Genomic DNA, 16,290 nt, shown 5'->3' on the forward strand with positions numbered 1-16,290 from the left:
AAACCTATATTAGTTCATCTATCCACAAAAATATCAGGGATTCTTTAACATGTTAAAACAATCACAAAACTTTATACATTCTTCCCTAAGTTCATAAACAAAGTCAAATAAACCGAGAAACTTCCATAAACAATAATCGGATTAAAGTCAATTGACTCTAACCCGATTCTTTTTTATATTCTCTCAATTATTCTTCTTAACTACATGCGAATCGCGCAAGAATAAGTCTGTTTCTGATTTATGCCAAACAGTTTACACGACCTATATTGTATTCACGGATGACATTTGTCATATAATGAAACATCTTACGCATAACACTCATATTCTTTACTTTCTCTTTCATAACGTTTCCTTTCCTCTATTGAGTTATACAATCTTTTACCTATGTCCCTATTGAGACTGAAGCCCTTTCAGTGGCTACCTCTTTGTTATCCTATTGAGGTGCCGTTTGTGTTGTTTTGTGCTTGCAAAGTTAGTACACTTTCCAAAATCTCACAAAGGAAACTTACACTTTCACTTTGTTTTTCCATTAAATTTTGACCTGCGTCAATAAGATTGACACGTATCAATCCCGCTATTTGACATATATCAACCCATGCGTGCCTTTATATCAACATCCTCTAAACGAATATATTATAATAAAAAAGAAGACGGAAAGACAAGTATCACATTTTCTTTTCTTATCTTTGCACTATGAACACAAACGAAAATCATAGCTTTCGATTACCTGCAGAGTGGGAACCACAAAGCGGAGTTATACTGATATGGCCGCATGAAGATACTGATTGGCGTCCTTATCTTGAGGAGATTACTGAAGTTTATCTCCAGATGGCAGATGCTATTACCCGGTACGAAGCATTGCTTATCACAGCACGTGATACAGAAATGGTAAGTTCCTTACTGAAGGAAAGGCTGACAGAGGAACAGATGAAACGTGTAACGCTCTTTACTTGTGACAATAATGACACTTGGGCACGAGACGTTGCACCGATTTCGCTCATAGCAAACAAAGCATCGAAAGATAGTTCCCAGCCCCTTCGTCTACTCGACTTCTGTTTCAATGGATGGGGTGAGAAGTTTTCAGCAGAAAAGGATAATAGAATCAACCGTCAACTTCACGAGGCTGGACTCCTCCAAGGTGTATTAGAAAGCCACAAGGATTTTGTATTGGAGGGTGGTTCGATAGAGAGCGATGGAGAGCGTACACTCTTTACAACAACGAGTTGTCTGATGGCACCACATCGTAATCAACCTCTCACACAAGAGGATATAGACAAGCAATTACGCCTATTCTTCCCAAATGTAGAGAGAGTTATATGGTTAGATTATGGTCAGTTAGCAGGCGATGATACAGACGGACATATTGATACTATCGTACGTATCGCACCAAATAACACCTTATTATATATAGGGTGTAACGATAAGGAAGATGAGCATTATGAGGACTTCCGACTCTTAGAGGAACAGCTAAAACAGCTCCGCACACAGAAAGGTGAGCCTTATCGCCTACTTCGTCTCCCTATGCCTGACGCTATCTATGATGATGACGAGCGTTTGCCTGCAACACATGCAAACTTCCTTATCATCAATGGAGCTGTACTTGTTCCAACCTACAACCAACCCGAAAAGGACAAAGAAGCTTTGGACACAATTCAAGAAGCTTTCCCTGATCGTGAAATCATAGGTATTGACAGCCGTACTATTATTAGACAGCATGGTTCCATACACTGTCTGACAATGCAGCTACCAGCAAACGGATAAAACCACTCTTCGTTTGAGTTGATAAAAGATGGAATAGTAATAAAAGAATACAGAACAATAAACATAAACAGGGCTAACACCTTTATTATGAGAGAACTTAAAATAGGCTTCCTGCAACAACATAATGTTGAGGATATCAAAAACAATATAGAGCGATTGGCTGAGGGAATTACAAACTTAGCACAACGTGGTGCGGAACTTGTTATCCTCCAAGAACTGCACAATTCACTTTACTTCTGTCAGACAGAGGACGTAAACAAGTTTGACTTGGCTGAGACTATACCGGGTCCCTCTACTGGCTTTTATGGTGAGCTGGCACGCGAACTGGGTATTGTCATTGTGACATCACTTTTTGAGAAACGTGCACCAGGACTTTATCATAACACAGCCGTAGTGATAGAGAAGGATGGTAGTATTGCTGGTAAATATCGTAAGATGCATATTCCAGATGACCCAGCTTACTATGAGAAGTTCTACTTCACACCAGGCGACCTCGGATTTCATCCAATTGATACAAGCGTAGGACGCCTTGGTGTACTTGTATGCTGGGATCAGTGGTATCCCGAAGCAGCCCGTCTAATGGCATTGCAAGGTGCAGATATGCTTATCTACCCTACAGCTATTGGCTACGAGAGTAGTGATACGGACGAGGAAAAACAGCGTCAGCGTGAAGCGTGGACAACTGTCATGCGTGGTCATGCTGTTGCTAACGGTTTGCCAGTAATCGCTGTAAATCGTGTCGGTCACGAACCTGACCCAAGTGAGCAAACTCAAGGCATCCAGTTCTGGGGAAGCAGTTTTGTTGCTGGACCACAGGGAGAACTACTCTATCGCGCTTGTGACAACGATGAGGACAGTGTTATTCTCAGCATCAACCTCGACCATAGCGAGAATGTACGCCGTTGGTGGCCTTTCTTGCGTGACAGAAGAATCGATGAGTATGGGGAGATAACTAAAAGGTTTATAGATTAAAACCTTCGCCTAACTCTTCCGAAGGAGGGGAAAAGCCCCACCACTCTCCAGAATCAACGGTCACTCACTGAAGGGAAGTAATGAGAGAGGGAGTCTTAACGGAATAAAAGATTCTCTCTTTATTAATAATTACAGCTTGATAGGACTTAAATAAGGTTCATCCGACATTTCGAGTGATGAACCATAAGCTCTTATATTCATATAGTTACGAAGTAATAGCCTCCACTAAAAGCCTATAAAAAGCCATTTTATAAAAACAAAAAATCATAATTCAAGCTTTTCTAAAGTCGACGTTGCCGAACTGCTGTGCGACATCGTTAAATCCTTTTATATAAAGCTGTTATTAATGGAGATATGATGCCATTTGCTCATTTGCATTTAATATCGGAGTTGGAAGAGGATTTCCTTCTTCCGAATTTTTGAAAGAACTAAATAAAGGGCACTATGATGGGACACTGATGCTCCATTGGAGACGTCCAAGCGAAATAATAGGGAGAAGGAAAAAAGAGGTTGAATTGTTTAATCATGGAGTATACTAGAAATGAGAATGAAAATGTTAATTTTAATTGGCTTCATCACCGTAAGTTGTACATCAGCACCTAACAAGAAGTGTATTGTACAAAAAAATCAAGTAAGAGTCATAAAAACAGAGAAATCTACAGCATTCAAGTATTTACAAGGTATTTGGATAATACCACATGCAGCTGATATACGAATTGTTTTCAAAAATGACTCTACTTTTGAGTTTCATGATTATAACTCAATCAAAGATTCTATAGAGATTTTAAAAGGTATATATGTATTAAATAATGATCAACTTACACTTAGATATACTGATAGACCTCAACAGAAGTTTATCTATCACTTTGGCAGATATGAGGACGAGCGTTATATTAGAAAAGGAAAGTACTATTTTGTAAAACAATAAGTCACGACTTGAGAGTGATTTAATCCCCCCCCTTTCGGGGCAGGGGTATTTGTGGTACAAATGGTAATTTGTGGTACAAAGACACACCTTGCCAGTATAAAGAAAGAGAAAGTTTGTTATGTTCCATAAAGTAACCTTTCTGGGGTGCTTTTAATAGACGAGAGTTCAAAGTTCAAAAAGTAAGTCAAGAGATAAGTTTGGGCCTTCAGTATTTTGGAGTGATAGTGTTTAATATCTGATTATCAATAACTTTTATAATTTAAACACTTTTATATCCCCTTTGTTTACTGATATTAAAGAATACAAAGTACTAATTTAAAGGTTACGAAAGTTGTTGTTGTATCACATGGGTTATACACGCTATAAAACGCTTATAATGAATTATTTACAAATCTTCTTTACTAACAAGTGGCATAAAGGAAATTATCGCATCACTCCAAATTTCGGAAGAGCCTTAAATAACATCTCCTTCCACACGGAATATGATAATAAGTAGAACTTATCTAACAAGATAGTGCGACTTAATATGCCATCCGCACCATTGGTGTTTACCATGAGCACCACACGTGCTGAGCATCAACACATAGGCTGGATATGGATTGAGAGTTGCAATTGTTATACAAAAAGAGCCATACCAAACTTATTTTTAGAGTTTGATATGGCTCTTTTTTAGTTCTATAAATATAATATGTAAGCTTCTAAATCAACGGCATTCCTGCCTCTTCGCACTCTCTTCTCATTTCTTCTGGCCAGATACTTGCTTGTATCTCACCAATATGCGCCTTGTGCAACATTATCATACAAAGACGGCTCTGTCCGATACCGCCACCAATACATAACGGCAGTTTGTCTGAGAGTAACTGCTGATGAAAGAAGAGTTGCTGACGTTCTTCTTGCTTCTCTATCGTCAACTGACGGAGTAAGGCAGTCTTATCCACACGAACACCCATAGACGAAAGTTCTATACTACGTCCTAAGATAGGATACCAAATGAGGATGTCACCATTCAAGCCAGTCTTACCATCTTCTGCAACAGTTGACCAGTCATCATAATCAGCAGCACGTCCATCGTGCTTCTCACCATTACTTAATCTACAACCAATACCCTCAATAAACACCGCACCATACTTCTTACAAACCTCATCTTCACGCTCCTTGGCTGTCAGCGTAGGATACATATCCAACAAATCTTGCGCATGAATAAAATGAATTGTCTGTGGAAGGAAGGGTTCCAACTGAGGATAAGTCTCACAAGCAAGGAATTCTGTGCGGAGGATAGCTGCATAGATACGACGAACGACATTCTCTAAAAAGCTACGTGTTCTATCGCTTTCGGTGATAACCGCTTCCCAATCCCACTGGTCAACATAAAGTGAATGAAGATTGTCTAATTCTTCATCGGCTCGAATAGCATTCATATCTGTATAGATACCATAGCCCGGTTGAATGTCATAGTCAGCCAACGTCAGTCGTTTCCACTTTGCCAGAGAGTGTACCACCTCAGCCTCAGCTTCTCTCAAGTCCTTAATCGGAAAGGAAACAGGGCGCTCAACACCATTCAAGTCATCATTGATACCTAATCCTTTCAACACGAACAACGGTGCCGTAACACGACTTAGTCGTAATTCGGTAGCTAAGTTCTGCTGAAAAAACTCCTTTATAAGTTTGATACCCTGCTCGGTTTGACGTTTGCCAAGTACTGCTTTATATCCTTCTGGCTTTATCAGTTGACTCATTATGGTTCCTCTCTTTTTATGGTTTATCAGTTATTTCAATTGCACACAAAGGTATATATTTATTATCAAACTGAGAAACAAACATCGCCTTAATCTTACAAAATAACATATTTTCTATACGAATTACAACTTTATGATAGCTTACGCCTAATATTCCCGCTTGTTATAAAGGATATTACTAAGCTTTGAAAACATCACTTCTATATCATAAACTTTAACAAGAATGTTTACCGTTCGTTTGGAATTATGCAAACTTTACTGTATCTTTGCACAATCATTAGGCTCCGTAGCTTAGCTGAATAGAGCGTCAGATTCCGGTTCTGAAGGTCTTGGGTTTGAATCCCAACGGAGTCACAAAAAAGAAAGAAAGACTCTCTACAGAGTCACTAAAAAGTGACGGTTCTTTGATGACATTTAGCCGAATGAGGTCAGAAAAATGTTCTGAAGGTCTTGGGGGTGAATCCCAACGGAGTCACAAAAAGTGACAACTTTCTGATGACATTTAGCTGAATGAGGTCAGAAAAATGTTCTGAAGATCTTGGGTTTGAATCCCAATGGAGTCACGAAAAGAAGAAACAGAACTCCCGATGGAGTCATAGATTGTAACAAAGGATGTATGGTTGTTTACTGTTCATCCTTTTTTTGTTCAACCGCGTTAGCTCAGAAATCGAATAATTCATCTTAAAAGAATAGAGTATGCAAAAGAAAATCAAAATTGGACTACTACCACGTGTTATCATTGCCATACTACTTGGCCTATTCCTTGGCTATTATCTCCCAGACCCAGCAGTAAGGGTTTTTCTGACATTCAATAGTATTTTCAGTCAGTTCCTTGGCTTTATGATACCACTGATTATCATTGGATTGGTAACGCCTGCTATTGCAGGAATCGGAAAAGGAGCTGGTAAGTTATTGCTTGCAACAGTAGCGATAGCCTATGTAGACACGATTGTAGCAGGCGGCTTGTCCTACGGAACAGGAACATGGTTATTCCCCTCTATGATTGCTTCTACAGGAGGAGTAATACCACATATTGACAAGGCAACAGAACTTACACCTTACTTTACTATCAATATTCCTGCAATGGTTGATGTGATGAGTAGTTTAGTTTTCTCATTCATTGCTGGATTGGGTATTGCATACGGTGGTTTGCGCACAATGGAGACCCTCTTTAATGAGTTTAAGACCATTATTGAGAAAGTGATAGAGAAGGCTATTATCCCTCTCCTACCCCTTTATATCTTTGGAGTCTTCCTTAGTATGACCCATAACGGACAGGCGCGACAGGTGCTCTTGGTGTTCTCACAGATTATCATTGTTATCCTCATCCTTCATGTTCTCATCCTTATCTATGAGTTCTGTATTGCAGGTGCTATCGTTAAGCATAATCCTTTCAGACTACTGTGGAACATGTTGCCAGCTTACCTGACTGCATTAGGTACAAGTTCGTCTGCAGCAACAATTCCTGTAACACTGAAGCAAACAGTAAAGAATGGCGTCAGCGAAGAGGTAGCAGGATTTGTCGTACCACTTTGTGCAACAATTCACCTCAGTGGTAGTGCAATGAAGATCACAGCTTGTGCTTTGACAATCTGTATGTTAACAGACCTACCACACGACCCAGGACTATTCATTTACTTTATCCTCATGCTTGCCATTATTATGGTAGCAGCTCCTGGTGTACCTGGTGGAGCAATTATGGCAGCCTTAGCACCTTTATCAAGTATCTTGGGTTTTAACGAAGAGGCACAAGCATTAATGATTGCCTTGTACATAGCTATGGACAGCTTCGGTACAGCTTGCAACGTAACAGGCGATGGAGCTATAGCCCTTGCAGTCAATAAATTCTTTGGAAAGAAAAAAGAAACAACTGTTCTTTCTTAAGGAATGCAATAGCTTGTGAGGTTTAGGACATGAAACTATATAAAACAAGAGTTGCTGTCACTTCTGTCAGTCGCAACAAAGATATAACTAATTAGTTTACAATAAGTTCACGCCAAATGTTAAAATGACAGCAAAGGGAATAAAAACTAAACTCATGGAATGTATAGTAATATCCTATTCAGCATAATAAGAAATCCTAAAAAGAAACAGCAGATGTTCTATCATTAGGCATTCTCAAAATTAAATAGTATCTTTGCAAATGACAGACTGCAATTAGCAGCACTGACACAGCAAAAAGATATACAACTAAATATCCGTAACATCATGGAAATAGTAGAAAGATTTATTAACTACACCAAGTTTGACACACAGTCGGCTGAAGATTCAGAGACAGTGCCAAGTACACCGAAGCAACTCATCTTTGCGAAATATCTCAAGGAGGAACTTGAGCGTGAAGGATTGAAAGATGTAGAAATGGACGAGATGGGCTATATCTACGCCACTCTCCCTGCCAACACAAAGAAGAAGATTCCTACAATCGGTTTCATTTCTCACTACGACACAGCACTTGATGCAAGTGGTGCTAATGTGAACGCCCGTATCGTAGAGAACTACGATGGCGGTGATATACAACTGAATCCTAATATGGTCAGCTCTCCACGAATGTTCCCAGAGCTTTTAGAACATAAGGGAGAAGATCTCATCGTAACAGACGGTACAACCTTATTGGGTGCCGATGATAAAGCAGGTATTGCAGAGATTGTACAAGCGATGTGCTTCCTCCGCGACCATGATGAGATTGAGCATGGTGACATCCGTATTGCTTTCAACCCAGACGAAGAGATTGGTATGGGTGCACATCACTTTGATGTAGAGAAGTTTGGTTGCGAATGGGGCTATACCATTGATGGTGGCGACCTCGGTGAGCTTGAATATGAGAACTTCAATGCTGCTGGTGCTAAAGTGTTTATCCATGGCGTAAGCGTTCATACAGGTTATGCTAAGGGGAAGATGGTAAACGCCAGTCGTTTAGCATGCGAGTTCAATAACATGATTCCAGAGACAGAGATTCCAGAGGAGACTGAAGGTTATCAAGGTTTCTATCACCTCATCGGTATTGAGAGTCGCTGTGAAGAAGCTAAACTCAGCTATATCATCCGTGACCACGACCGTGAGCATTTCGAAGACCGCAAGCGTTTCATGGAGAACTGCGTGAAGAAGATGAATGAGAAGTATGGTGAAGGAACTGTTGAACTGAAGATGAACGACCAGTACTATAACATGAAGGAGAAGATTGATCCTAACATGCATGTTATTGAGTTAGTTCTTCAGGCTATGCAGCAGGCAAATGTAGCTCCAAAGGTACAGCCTATCCGTGGTGGTACGGACGGTGCACAGCTTTCATTCAAGGGCCTTCCTTGTCCAAACATCTTTGCAGGTGGCGTAAACTTCCATGGTCCATACGAATTTGTTTCAGTTCAGGTAATGGAGAAAGCTATGCAGGTTATCATTAATATCTGCCGACTAACGGCTGAGTTTAATGATTAACTACAGAAAATCAATTAGTTAAAGATATCGTACCGGAGTTAAACCAACACTTTTATGAACTATATATTTATGTTGGTTTAACTCCCTTTCTTTTAACTATGAGATTTTCAACTATAACCCATCTCTTCCACAAACAACACATATAAGATTACTCATAATAAGGTATTGGTTTAACATCCAACTACCCCACTAACTCCTCTAACTCCATAAAATATTTATGTCAGAACTACCCGAATTGGTCCAAGACCTTGCCCTTATTCTCGTTGTAGCAGGATTTGTAACACTTATTTTCAAGAAACTCAAACAACCATTGGTATTAGGATACATTGTAGCAGGTTTTCTTGTATCACCCCACATGTCTTATACCATGAGTGTTGTCGACCAAGGCGACATACAAACATGGGCAGACATTGGTGTCATCTTCTTATTGTTCTCATTGGGATTAGACTTCTCCATTAAGAAGATTCTCAAGATGGGAGCCTCCCCCATCATCGCAGCCTGTACTATCATCTTCAGTATGATGCTCTTAGGTGTCATTGTAGGACACAGCTTCGGATGGAAAGAGATGGACTGTATCTTCCTCGGAGGTATGGTCGCAATGAGTTCCACAACCATTATATACAAAGCCTTCTCAGATATGGGACTCACACAGCAAGGCTTCGCTTCTACCGTGATGAGCGTACTTATCTTAGAGGATATCCTTGCCATTGTGATGATGGTTATGCTCAGTACCGTTGCCAGTGGTAACAGCCCTGACGGTGTACAACTTCTTGGAAGCATCATGAAGATTGGATTCTTCCTCGTTTTATGGTTTGTCGTTGGACTTTTTGCCATTCCACTCTTCCTTCGTTCTGTCCGTAAAATCCTTAACAGCGAGACCTTGCTTATTGTGTCATTAGGCTTCTGTTGTCTTATGGCTGTTATATCAACACAGGTAGGTTTCAGTGCAGCCTTTGGTGCTTTCGTCATGGGAAGTATCTTAGCAGAGACAGTTGAGGCAGATAAAATTATCCGACTCGTAGATCCTGTAAAGAATCTCTTTGGAGCCATCTTCTTCGTCTCTGTTGGTATGTTGGTAAAGCCTGATGTTATTGTACAATATGCTATACCAATCCTCTTACTTGTTATAACAATCCTCGTCGGACAGGCGCTGTTTGGAACCTTAGGCTATCTTCTCGGTGGACAGACCCTCAAGAATGCTATGCGCTGTGGATTCTCAATGGCACAAGTTGGCGAGTTTGCCTTTATTATTGCAACATTAGGAAAGTCCTTAGGTGTTATCAGCGAATTCCTTTATCCGGTTGTCGTAGCCGTATCAGTTATCACAACCTTCCTCACTCCGTATATGATTCGTGCGGCAGAACCATGCTATAACGTCCTCGTTAAGCATCTTCCAAAAAGATGGGTGCGTCGTCTAACACATATTCAAACAAACAATGCTGGAGAGAGTGCGTCGACTAATAATCTATGGAAGGTCCTAATGAAGAAGATGATTTTCAACACCCTTATTTATGGTATCCTCTCTGCAGCTGTCATCGCAATCATGTTCTCTGCTGCACTACCCATCTGTAGAAACTTATCTATAAAATGGACGGGCAGTCACTGGATTGGAAATGCTGTGTGTGGATTCCTTACAATCCTCTTCATCGCACCATTCCTACGTTCTATTGTAATGAAACAGAATCACTCAGAAGCGTTTAAGGCACTTTGGACAGACCGCCGTATCAATCGTCTACCCCTCACTGCAACCATTCTTGCACGTGTACTTATTGCACTCAGTTTCATCTTCTACATATGTAACTATCTCACACGCTTTAAGAATGCATTAATGATTGCTGTTGCGGTGGGCTTATTGATATTGATGCTTCTCTCTCGTTGGCTCAAGAAACGAAGTATTACTTTGGAACGTCTGTTTATTCAGAACCTTCAAAGCCGTGATATAGAGGCACAGATACAAGGAAAGAAGAAACCACTCTTTGCCGACCATCTGATAGACCGAGATATTCATATCGCCAACCTTGAACTGCCCGATGATTCTCTATGGGCGGGTAAGACATTGTATAGCCTAAAGTTACGTAACCGCTTCGGTGTACATATCAGTAGTATTCTTCGTGGTTCTCAACGTATCAATATTCCGAATGGTGGTACGATTCTCTTCCCTGGCGACAAACTGCAAGCCATTGGTGATGACGAACAGCTAACAAAACTTTCGAAAGCAATGAAGGCTGAACTACAGCCAACGATTACGGACATAGAGAAACATGAAATGAAACTCCGCAGTTTCACCATCTCTAAAACAAGTCCTTTCATAGGAAAGACCCTTAAAGACAGCGGTATTCGTGACGAATACAACTGTATGGTTGTGGGTGTTGATGAAGGCCAAAAGAACCTCACACTCATCACTCCTTCCCGCTGCCTGCAGGCAGGCGACGTTCTATGGGTAGTAGGTGAAGAAAAAGACTTAGAACGTATCCTTGCATTAGGATAAATCCTTTCAGGCTTATTAGCCCTTGTTACTCGATTAAGTAACTGGACTAATAAGCCTGAATTTTATAAAGAACAAAACTGGATTAACGTTTTTTTTATTAACTTTGCAGTTGATAAAAGAATGACTATTTATAAATTTTAATTATATTGTATATGAAGAGAATCTACTTATTACTTATTACCCTCATTGTGTTTGGTCAGACCATCAGTGCACAGAACGACAGGAAGTTGTTGAAGATGACCGACGGCAAATCTTACTTTGAATTAAAGTATGATGAAAAAGGAAGACTTATAGAGTCTGTTGAATATATTGCTGACGACGACTTAAAACGTAGTAGCAAGTATGCTTATAGTAATGACAAGGTCGTTCAAACATTCTATGAGAATGAAAATATCAAAAATAAAAATATCCGAACAACTGTTCTCCAGAATAATAGAGTTGTTTCAGAAAAGATAAACTTAATTCCATATGAAGGAGAGCCAGAATATTGGGCAGACTATAACTATACATATAATACAGCTGGGGAACTGACAAAGATTGTAATAACAAACAATGAACGTACCGGAACAGAGTATAAATTGACATGGACAGACGGAGATATTACACTCGTAGAGCATTTTTGGGATAACAAAAAAGTAGGACAGGTAGCTTATGAATACAACAAAAGCATTACCAACAAATATCTTTCTCTATTTGTTAATCCAATTACCTCAATTGCCGATTATGAAGGTATCGCACCATACGGACAACTCTTTGCAGGATACTTTGGGAAAGTTTTCCAACATCCAGTAGCTGCTGTGCGCTATACGGTGATAGATAAAGACTATTTTGGCTGGACAAGTGATGATGATTTCACAATTACGTATAACCAGAATGCAAGTGGTATTGTAGAAAATATCAAACAATCAGGGGAAGAAGGAGTGACAGCAACGCTTATTTGGGAAGACACTCCAATGGGTATTAGCGTTTATAAGCAGCAGAAGGAAGGCACAAAAACGATTTATGACCTATCTGGTAAACGTCTTGAAAATATACAACATGGCGTGAATATTATCAAAGAAACGAATGGCAAGACACATAAGGTTATTGTAAGATAATATTTTACTGTTTATCAAAGAAATAGCATAATAAAAGGAGGAGCAGCATAAGTTTCTCCTTTTATTAGTATTTTTAATATTTAATCTGACGTTTCCTCACATAATTAGAGTATCTTTGCATTGTCATTCGATGATTATACAGATGAAACGTAATAAATTAACAGCTCTGATAGCATTAATAGGTATTGTAGCTTTCACATCTTGTGAGGATGTGAAGCGTCCGACTCCTGTCAGAGAACGTATCAATGTAACTCCTCCATCCAGAGAGGCAGAGGCGATAAGTCAGCTGACAGCATCTATAGATGAGATTTCAGCTAACCTTGACGCCATCTCTTCTCAAGAGGCAATGCTCTGTAAGACTACAGAGCACGCAAATAAGAAGTCGAAGATTATTCAGCAGATAAGGGGGCTCGGTGCACTACTCAAAGAGAAGCAGAACCAGATTGACAAACTTCTAAACGAAAAGGTTAAGAAAGTGGATGCTCCAGCAGCATCTAATCCTACAATAGATAATCTTTACAAGGTAATAGACTTCCTTTCATCACAGCTGAAGGAGAAAGGAGATCGTGTAACCCAATTAGAGCAGGTTGCAAGTCGTAAGGACGTCACTGTAGACCAGCTTAAATACATCGTTATGAACCAAACTAACAGCGTTGATGCAATGCGTTACAGGTTCAACATGGCAGCTTTGGAGCGCGAATATGCTCAACTGAAAGCTAAAGAGAAGCAAAGAATTAAAGAAGATAAGGAGTCAGATAAAGTCTACTATATCATTGCGAACAAAGAGACTCTGAAGGAGAAAGGTCTTTTGAAGACATCACTTTTCTCTAAGAAAGTGGATAATAACAATGTAACAAAAGATTTATTTACAGAGGCTAACAGCAAAGAACTGAAGACACTGACAATTAACTCATCGAGTCCAAAGCTCTTATCCCAGAACCCAGAAGGTAGTTATACACTCACAGAGAACGAGGACGGAACAACAACACTCACCATTACCGATGCAGAGAAGTTTTGGAATGTGTCGCGTTACTTGATTATTCAAGAGTAATACTACTTTGAAATAGAAAGAAAATAAATTAGGCTGCAAAGGTTGTGAAAATCGAATAATTTTCTTATCTTTGCAGCCTAAAACTTATGCGTAGCGTGAAAATAAAGGAAGTAATTGATGCCCTTGAACGATTCGCGCCTTTGCCCTTGCAGGAAAGCTATGATAATGCTGGCCTACAAGTTGGATTGACAGAGGCGGAAGTATCAGGGGCTTTATTGTGTCTTGACGTGACTGAGAAGGTGGTAGATGAGGCCATCAATAAGGGGTGTAACTTGATTGTTGCGCACCATCCACTCATCTTCCGTAAATTAGCACAAGTGACAGATGCCAACTATGTGCAGCGCACAGTGATAAAGGCTATTAAGAACGATATCGTCATCGCTGCTATGCACACAAACTTAGACTCAGCTGTGGGCGGTGTCAACTACAAGATAGCTGAGAAGTTAGGACTTAAGAACCTACGTTTCTTTGGCCGAAACAAGCAAGTGGTGAATCCACAGACCGGCGAATCCGTAACAGGCGGCGATGGTGTCATCGGCGAGTTTGAGGAGCCCTTGGCTGCAGACGATTTGATACTGTTATTGAAGAAGAAGTTTGATGCAGAGTGTGTTCAAACCAATGAGTTACTACGTCGTGAGATTCGTACCATTGCTCTCTGTGGAGGTTCGGGGGCATTCCTCTTGCAGGATGCTATTACAGCAGGCGCAGATGCCTTTATGACAGGTGAGATGAGTTATCATGAGTTCTTTGGTTATGAGCAAGAGATACAGATTTGCGTTATCGGACATTATCAGAGTGAGCAGTTCACCACTGAGCTGTTACGTGACGTTATCGAACGAGAATGCCCAAGCGTAAAGTGCTACTTGTCTGAGATTAATACGAATCCTATAGGGTATTTTTAGTGGACGAGTTGACAAGCTGAACAAGTAAACAAGTTAATTGTTAAGAAGTTGGACGAATGGAGTCTGTGGTGTTGTCTTAACTCCTCTCACTCCTAAACTCCTAAAACAACAGTAATCATAATTATGAATTTTGAATTTTGAATTTTGAATTAAACAAACATAAGAACTATGGCAAAGAAAGATCCAAAAGAGTTACCAGTAGAGGAGAAGTTGAAAGCCCTTTTCCAGTTACAGACGACCCTGTCAGGAATCGACGAGAAGCGTGCATTGCGTGGTGAGTTACCACTTGAGGTACGCGACTTGGAAGATGAGTTGGAAGGTCTGCACATTCGTATTGAGAAGATTGAGCAGGACATTAAGGATTATCAGAATGCTATTACCCAGAAGAAGGGTAACATCGTTGACGCTCAAGCAAGTTTGGAGCGTTACAACAAGCAGTTGGACTCTGTTGCAAACAACCGTGAGTACGACACATTGACAAAGGAAATCGAGTTCCAGACACTTGAGATTGAGCTTTGCAATAAGAAGATTAAAGAGGCTCAGATTAAGGTTGAAGAGAAGCGTAAGGACTTGGAAGCCAACCGTGCATTGCTCGAGGATCGTCAGCACGCCTTAGAAGAGAAGCGTAACGAGCTCGACGAGATTATGCAGGAGACACGTGAGGAGGAAGGTTTGCTCAAAGAGAAGGCCGCTGAGCTTGAGACTAAGATTGAACCAGGATTGCTCCGTAGCTTCAAGCGTATTCGTCGTGGTGCCCGCAACGGTTTGGGTATTGTTTACGTACAGCGTGATGCTTGTGGTGGTTGTTTCAATAAGATTCCACCTCAGCGCCAGTTGGATGTAAAGATGCACAAAAAGATTATCGTTTGTGAGTACTGTGGTCGTATTCTTATCGACCCAGAGTTGGCTGGTGTAAAGGTTGACAAGACCGAGGAGAAGCCAAAGAAACGTAGAGCTACTCGCAAGAAGAAGGAAGAGGAGGGAGAGTAATTAACCCCCCTTTATTCCCATTGAGCAATAAGCTCTTTCAAATTTGAAAGACAAAAAGAATAGCCTCAATACATTTGAAATGCAAATAAAGCATTCTTATGTATTGAGGCTACTTTTTATTATCTCGCTATTAATACTATTCAACGAAACACGAATAACATCGTCTTCCTAACAGAAACTAACCAATAATAGCACACTCGTTAACGGCATATAGCAAGGCTTTAAGTGGTCAACACAATATGTGCGGAGCATCAGCACCAATAGTGCTTACCATGAGCACAATATGTGCGGAGCGTTAACACATCGTTTAATGACGTAAAAGAAATGTCTGCTTCACCTTATTATATATAGCAAGTCAAGGGTGATTAACTTATACAGGCATGTAAATCCAATAGCGATAAGTCAGAGCCTTACTTCACATAGAAGATACGATTTGCCTTACGTGGTGCAGTCTTACCCTCCTTTGCAGCATAACCAAGAATACAAAAGCCAATACCTTCATAATCGCCTTCTATACCCCACTCTTTCAGCATCTGCTTACCGTCTTCACGCTCAAAAGTTTGCTTGGCACGATTAATCCAACAACTGCCCAAGCCTAAAGCATGAGCAGCATTCATAAGATTGCCCATCATCAACGCACCATCATAGACATGATTAGGACTACTCTTATCCGCTAACACAGCAAGGACAACGGGTGCTCCATAAAAAGGGTCGCTCGTTACGCCCATTATCTCAGCATTTATCACAGACAAACGGTCGCGTACTTCCTTATTGGTCACTTGGACAATGATAGCAGTCTGCATATTCTTTCCGCTTGCAGCGTAAAGACCAGCCTCCATTACCTTATCTATCAAGTCCTGTGTAGGCATACGCTCTTCATAAGCACGTACGCTACGACGTGTTAACAATGCTTCTAACGCTTCCATAATAATT

At 40.4% G+C, this 16,290-nt stretch carries 12 protein-coding genes and 1 tRNA gene; 11 read left to right on the forward strand and 2 right to left on the reverse strand.

Going from position 1 to position 16,290, the window contains the following annotated elements; genetic code table 11:
- Window positions 1-693 precede the first annotated feature (693 nt).
- The 3 genes from HMPREF1505_RS08075 (at window position 694) to HMPREF1505_RS08085 (ending at window position 3,661) form a co-directional block, all read left to right on the forward strand.
- Window positions 694-1,761: an agmatine deiminase family protein gene (locus tag HMPREF1505_RS08075; protein ID WP_036924462.1), complete on the forward strand. Its 1,068-nt coding sequence runs from the start codon at window positions 694-696 to the stop codon at window positions 1,759-1,761.
- Between the two features lie 87 nt (window positions 1,762-1,848).
- Window positions 1,849-2,733: a carbon-nitrogen hydrolase gene (locus HMPREF1505_RS08080; protein ID WP_013264962.1), complete on the forward strand. Its 885-nt coding sequence runs from the start codon at window positions 1,849-1,851 to the stop codon at window positions 2,731-2,733.
- Between the two features lie 547 nt (window positions 2,734-3,280).
- Complete coding sequence (locus HMPREF1505_RS08085) at window positions 3,281-3,661, forward strand: hypothetical protein (RefSeq protein ID WP_204865929.1); 381 nt, start codon at window positions 3,281-3,283, stop codon at window positions 3,659-3,661.
- A gap of 698 nt (window positions 3,662-4,359) precedes the next feature.
- On the opposite strand, the gene asnA is transcribed toward HMPREF1505_RS08085, so the two are convergent.
- Window positions 4,360-5,397: an aspartate--ammonia ligase gene (gene asnA / locus HMPREF1505_RS08090; RefSeq protein ID WP_036924464.1), complete on the reverse strand. Its 1,038-nt coding sequence runs from the start codon at window positions 5,395-5,397 to the stop codon at window positions 4,360-4,362.
- 280 nt (window positions 5,398-5,677) lie between these two features.
- Here asnA and HMPREF1505_RS08095 point away from each other — a divergent pair.
- The 8 genes from HMPREF1505_RS08095 (at window position 5,678) to HMPREF1505_RS08130 (ending at window position 15,357) form a co-directional block, all read left to right on the forward strand.
- A tRNA-Arg gene (locus HMPREF1505_RS08095) sits at window positions 5,678-5,751 on the forward strand.
- A gap of 342 nt (window positions 5,752-6,093) precedes the next feature.
- Window positions 6,094-7,281, forward strand: coding sequence for a dicarboxylate/amino acid:cation symporter (locus HMPREF1505_RS08100; protein ID WP_036924466.1), 1,188 nt, complete (start codon window positions 6,094-6,096; stop codon window positions 7,279-7,281).
- 324 nt (window positions 7,282-7,605) lie between these two features.
- On the forward strand, window positions 7,606-8,829 hold the full coding sequence (pepT, locus tag HMPREF1505_RS08105; protein ID WP_004360103.1) for a peptidase T: 1,224 nt from the start codon (window positions 7,606-7,608) through the stop codon (window positions 8,827-8,829).
- 217 nt (window positions 8,830-9,046) lie between these two features.
- Window positions 9,047-11,317 carry a cation:proton antiporter gene (locus tag HMPREF1505_RS08110; protein ID WP_036924469.1) on the forward strand — a complete coding sequence of 757 codons (2,271 nt, stop codon included), beginning with the start codon at window positions 9,047-9,049 and terminating at the stop codon, window positions 11,315-11,317.
- A gap of 152 nt (window positions 11,318-11,469) precedes the next feature.
- A complete protein-coding gene (locus HMPREF1505_RS08115) occupies window positions 11,470-12,414 on the forward strand; it encodes a DUF4595 domain-containing protein (protein WP_036924471.1) in 945 nt (314 codons plus the stop codon).
- 142 nt (window positions 12,415-12,556) lie between these two features.
- Window positions 12,557-13,465: a hypothetical protein gene (locus tag HMPREF1505_RS08120; RefSeq protein ID WP_231480376.1), complete on the forward strand. Its 909-nt coding sequence runs from the start codon at window positions 12,557-12,559 to the stop codon at window positions 13,463-13,465.
- 86 nt (window positions 13,466-13,551) lie between these two features.
- On the forward strand, window positions 13,552-14,367 hold the full coding sequence (locus HMPREF1505_RS08125; RefSeq protein ID WP_036924476.1) for a Nif3-like dinuclear metal center hexameric protein: 816 nt from the start codon (window positions 13,552-13,554) through the stop codon (window positions 14,365-14,367).
- Between the two features lie 168 nt (window positions 14,368-14,535).
- Window positions 14,536-15,357, forward strand: a complete 822-nt coding sequence (locus HMPREF1505_RS08130) for a zinc ribbon domain-containing protein (RefSeq protein WP_013264276.1) — start codon at window positions 14,536-14,538, stop codon at window positions 15,355-15,357.
- A 410-nt stretch (window positions 15,358-15,767) separates the two neighbouring features.
- On the opposite strand, the gene HMPREF1505_RS08135 is transcribed toward HMPREF1505_RS08130, so the two are convergent.
- On the reverse strand, window positions 15,768-16,283 hold the full coding sequence (locus tag HMPREF1505_RS08135; protein ID WP_036924478.1) for a nitroreductase: 516 nt from the start codon (window positions 16,281-16,283) through the stop codon (window positions 15,768-15,770).
- Window positions 16,284-16,290 lie beyond the last annotated feature (7 nt).

It is taken from the genome of Prevotella sp. ICM33, from assembly GCF_000517825.1.
GTDB classification, from domain to species: domain Bacteria; phylum Bacteroidota; class Bacteroidia; order Bacteroidales; family Bacteroidaceae; genus Prevotella; species Prevotella melaninogenica.

What these genes read in the sequence shown, in the direction of transcription:
- HMPREF1505_RS08115 (WP_036924471.1), top strand. Translation starts at nt 11,470, where the DNA reads ATGAAGAGAATCTACTTATTACTTATTACCCTCATTGTGTTTGGTCAG.
- HMPREF1505_RS08110 (WP_036924469.1), top strand. Translation starts at nt 9,047, where the DNA reads ATGTCAGAACTACCCGAATTGGTCCAAGACCTTGCCCTTATTCTCGTT.
- HMPREF1505_RS08120 (WP_231480376.1), top strand. Translation starts at nt 12,557, where the DNA reads ATGAAACGTAATAAATTAACAGCTCTGATAGCATTAATAGGTATTGTA.
- HMPREF1505_RS08085 (WP_204865929.1), top strand. Translation starts at nt 3,281, where the DNA reads ATGAAAATGTTAATTTTAATTGGCTTCATCACCGTAAGTTGTACATCA.
- HMPREF1505_RS08080 (WP_013264962.1), top strand. Translation starts at nt 1,849, where the DNA reads ATGAGAGAACTTAAAATAGGCTTCCTGCAACAACATAATGTTGAGGAT.
- HMPREF1505_RS08125 (WP_036924476.1), top strand. Translation starts at nt 13,552, where the DNA reads ATGCGTAGCGTGAAAATAAAGGAAGTAATTGATGCCCTTGAACGATTC.
- HMPREF1505_RS08135 (WP_036924478.1), bottom strand. Translation starts at nt 16,283, where the DNA reads ATGGAAGCGTTAGAAGCATTGTTAACACGTCGTAGCGTACGTGCTTAT.
- HMPREF1505_RS08075 (WP_036924462.1), top strand. Translation starts at nt 694, where the DNA reads ATGAACACAAACGAAAATCATAGCTTTCGATTACCTGCAGAGTGGGAA.
- asnA (WP_036924464.1), bottom strand. Translation starts at nt 5,397, where the DNA reads ATGAGTCAACTGATAAAGCCAGAAGGATATAAAGCAGTACTTGGCAAA.
- HMPREF1505_RS08130 (WP_013264276.1), top strand. Translation starts at nt 14,536, where the DNA reads ATGGCAAAGAAAGATCCAAAAGAGTTACCAGTAGAGGAGAAGTTGAAA.
- pepT (WP_004360103.1), top strand. Translation starts at nt 7,606, where the DNA reads ATGGAAATAGTAGAAAGATTTATTAACTACACCAAGTTTGACACACAG.
- HMPREF1505_RS08100 (WP_036924466.1), top strand. Translation starts at nt 6,094, where the DNA reads ATGCAAAAGAAAATCAAAATTGGACTACTACCACGTGTTATCATTGCC.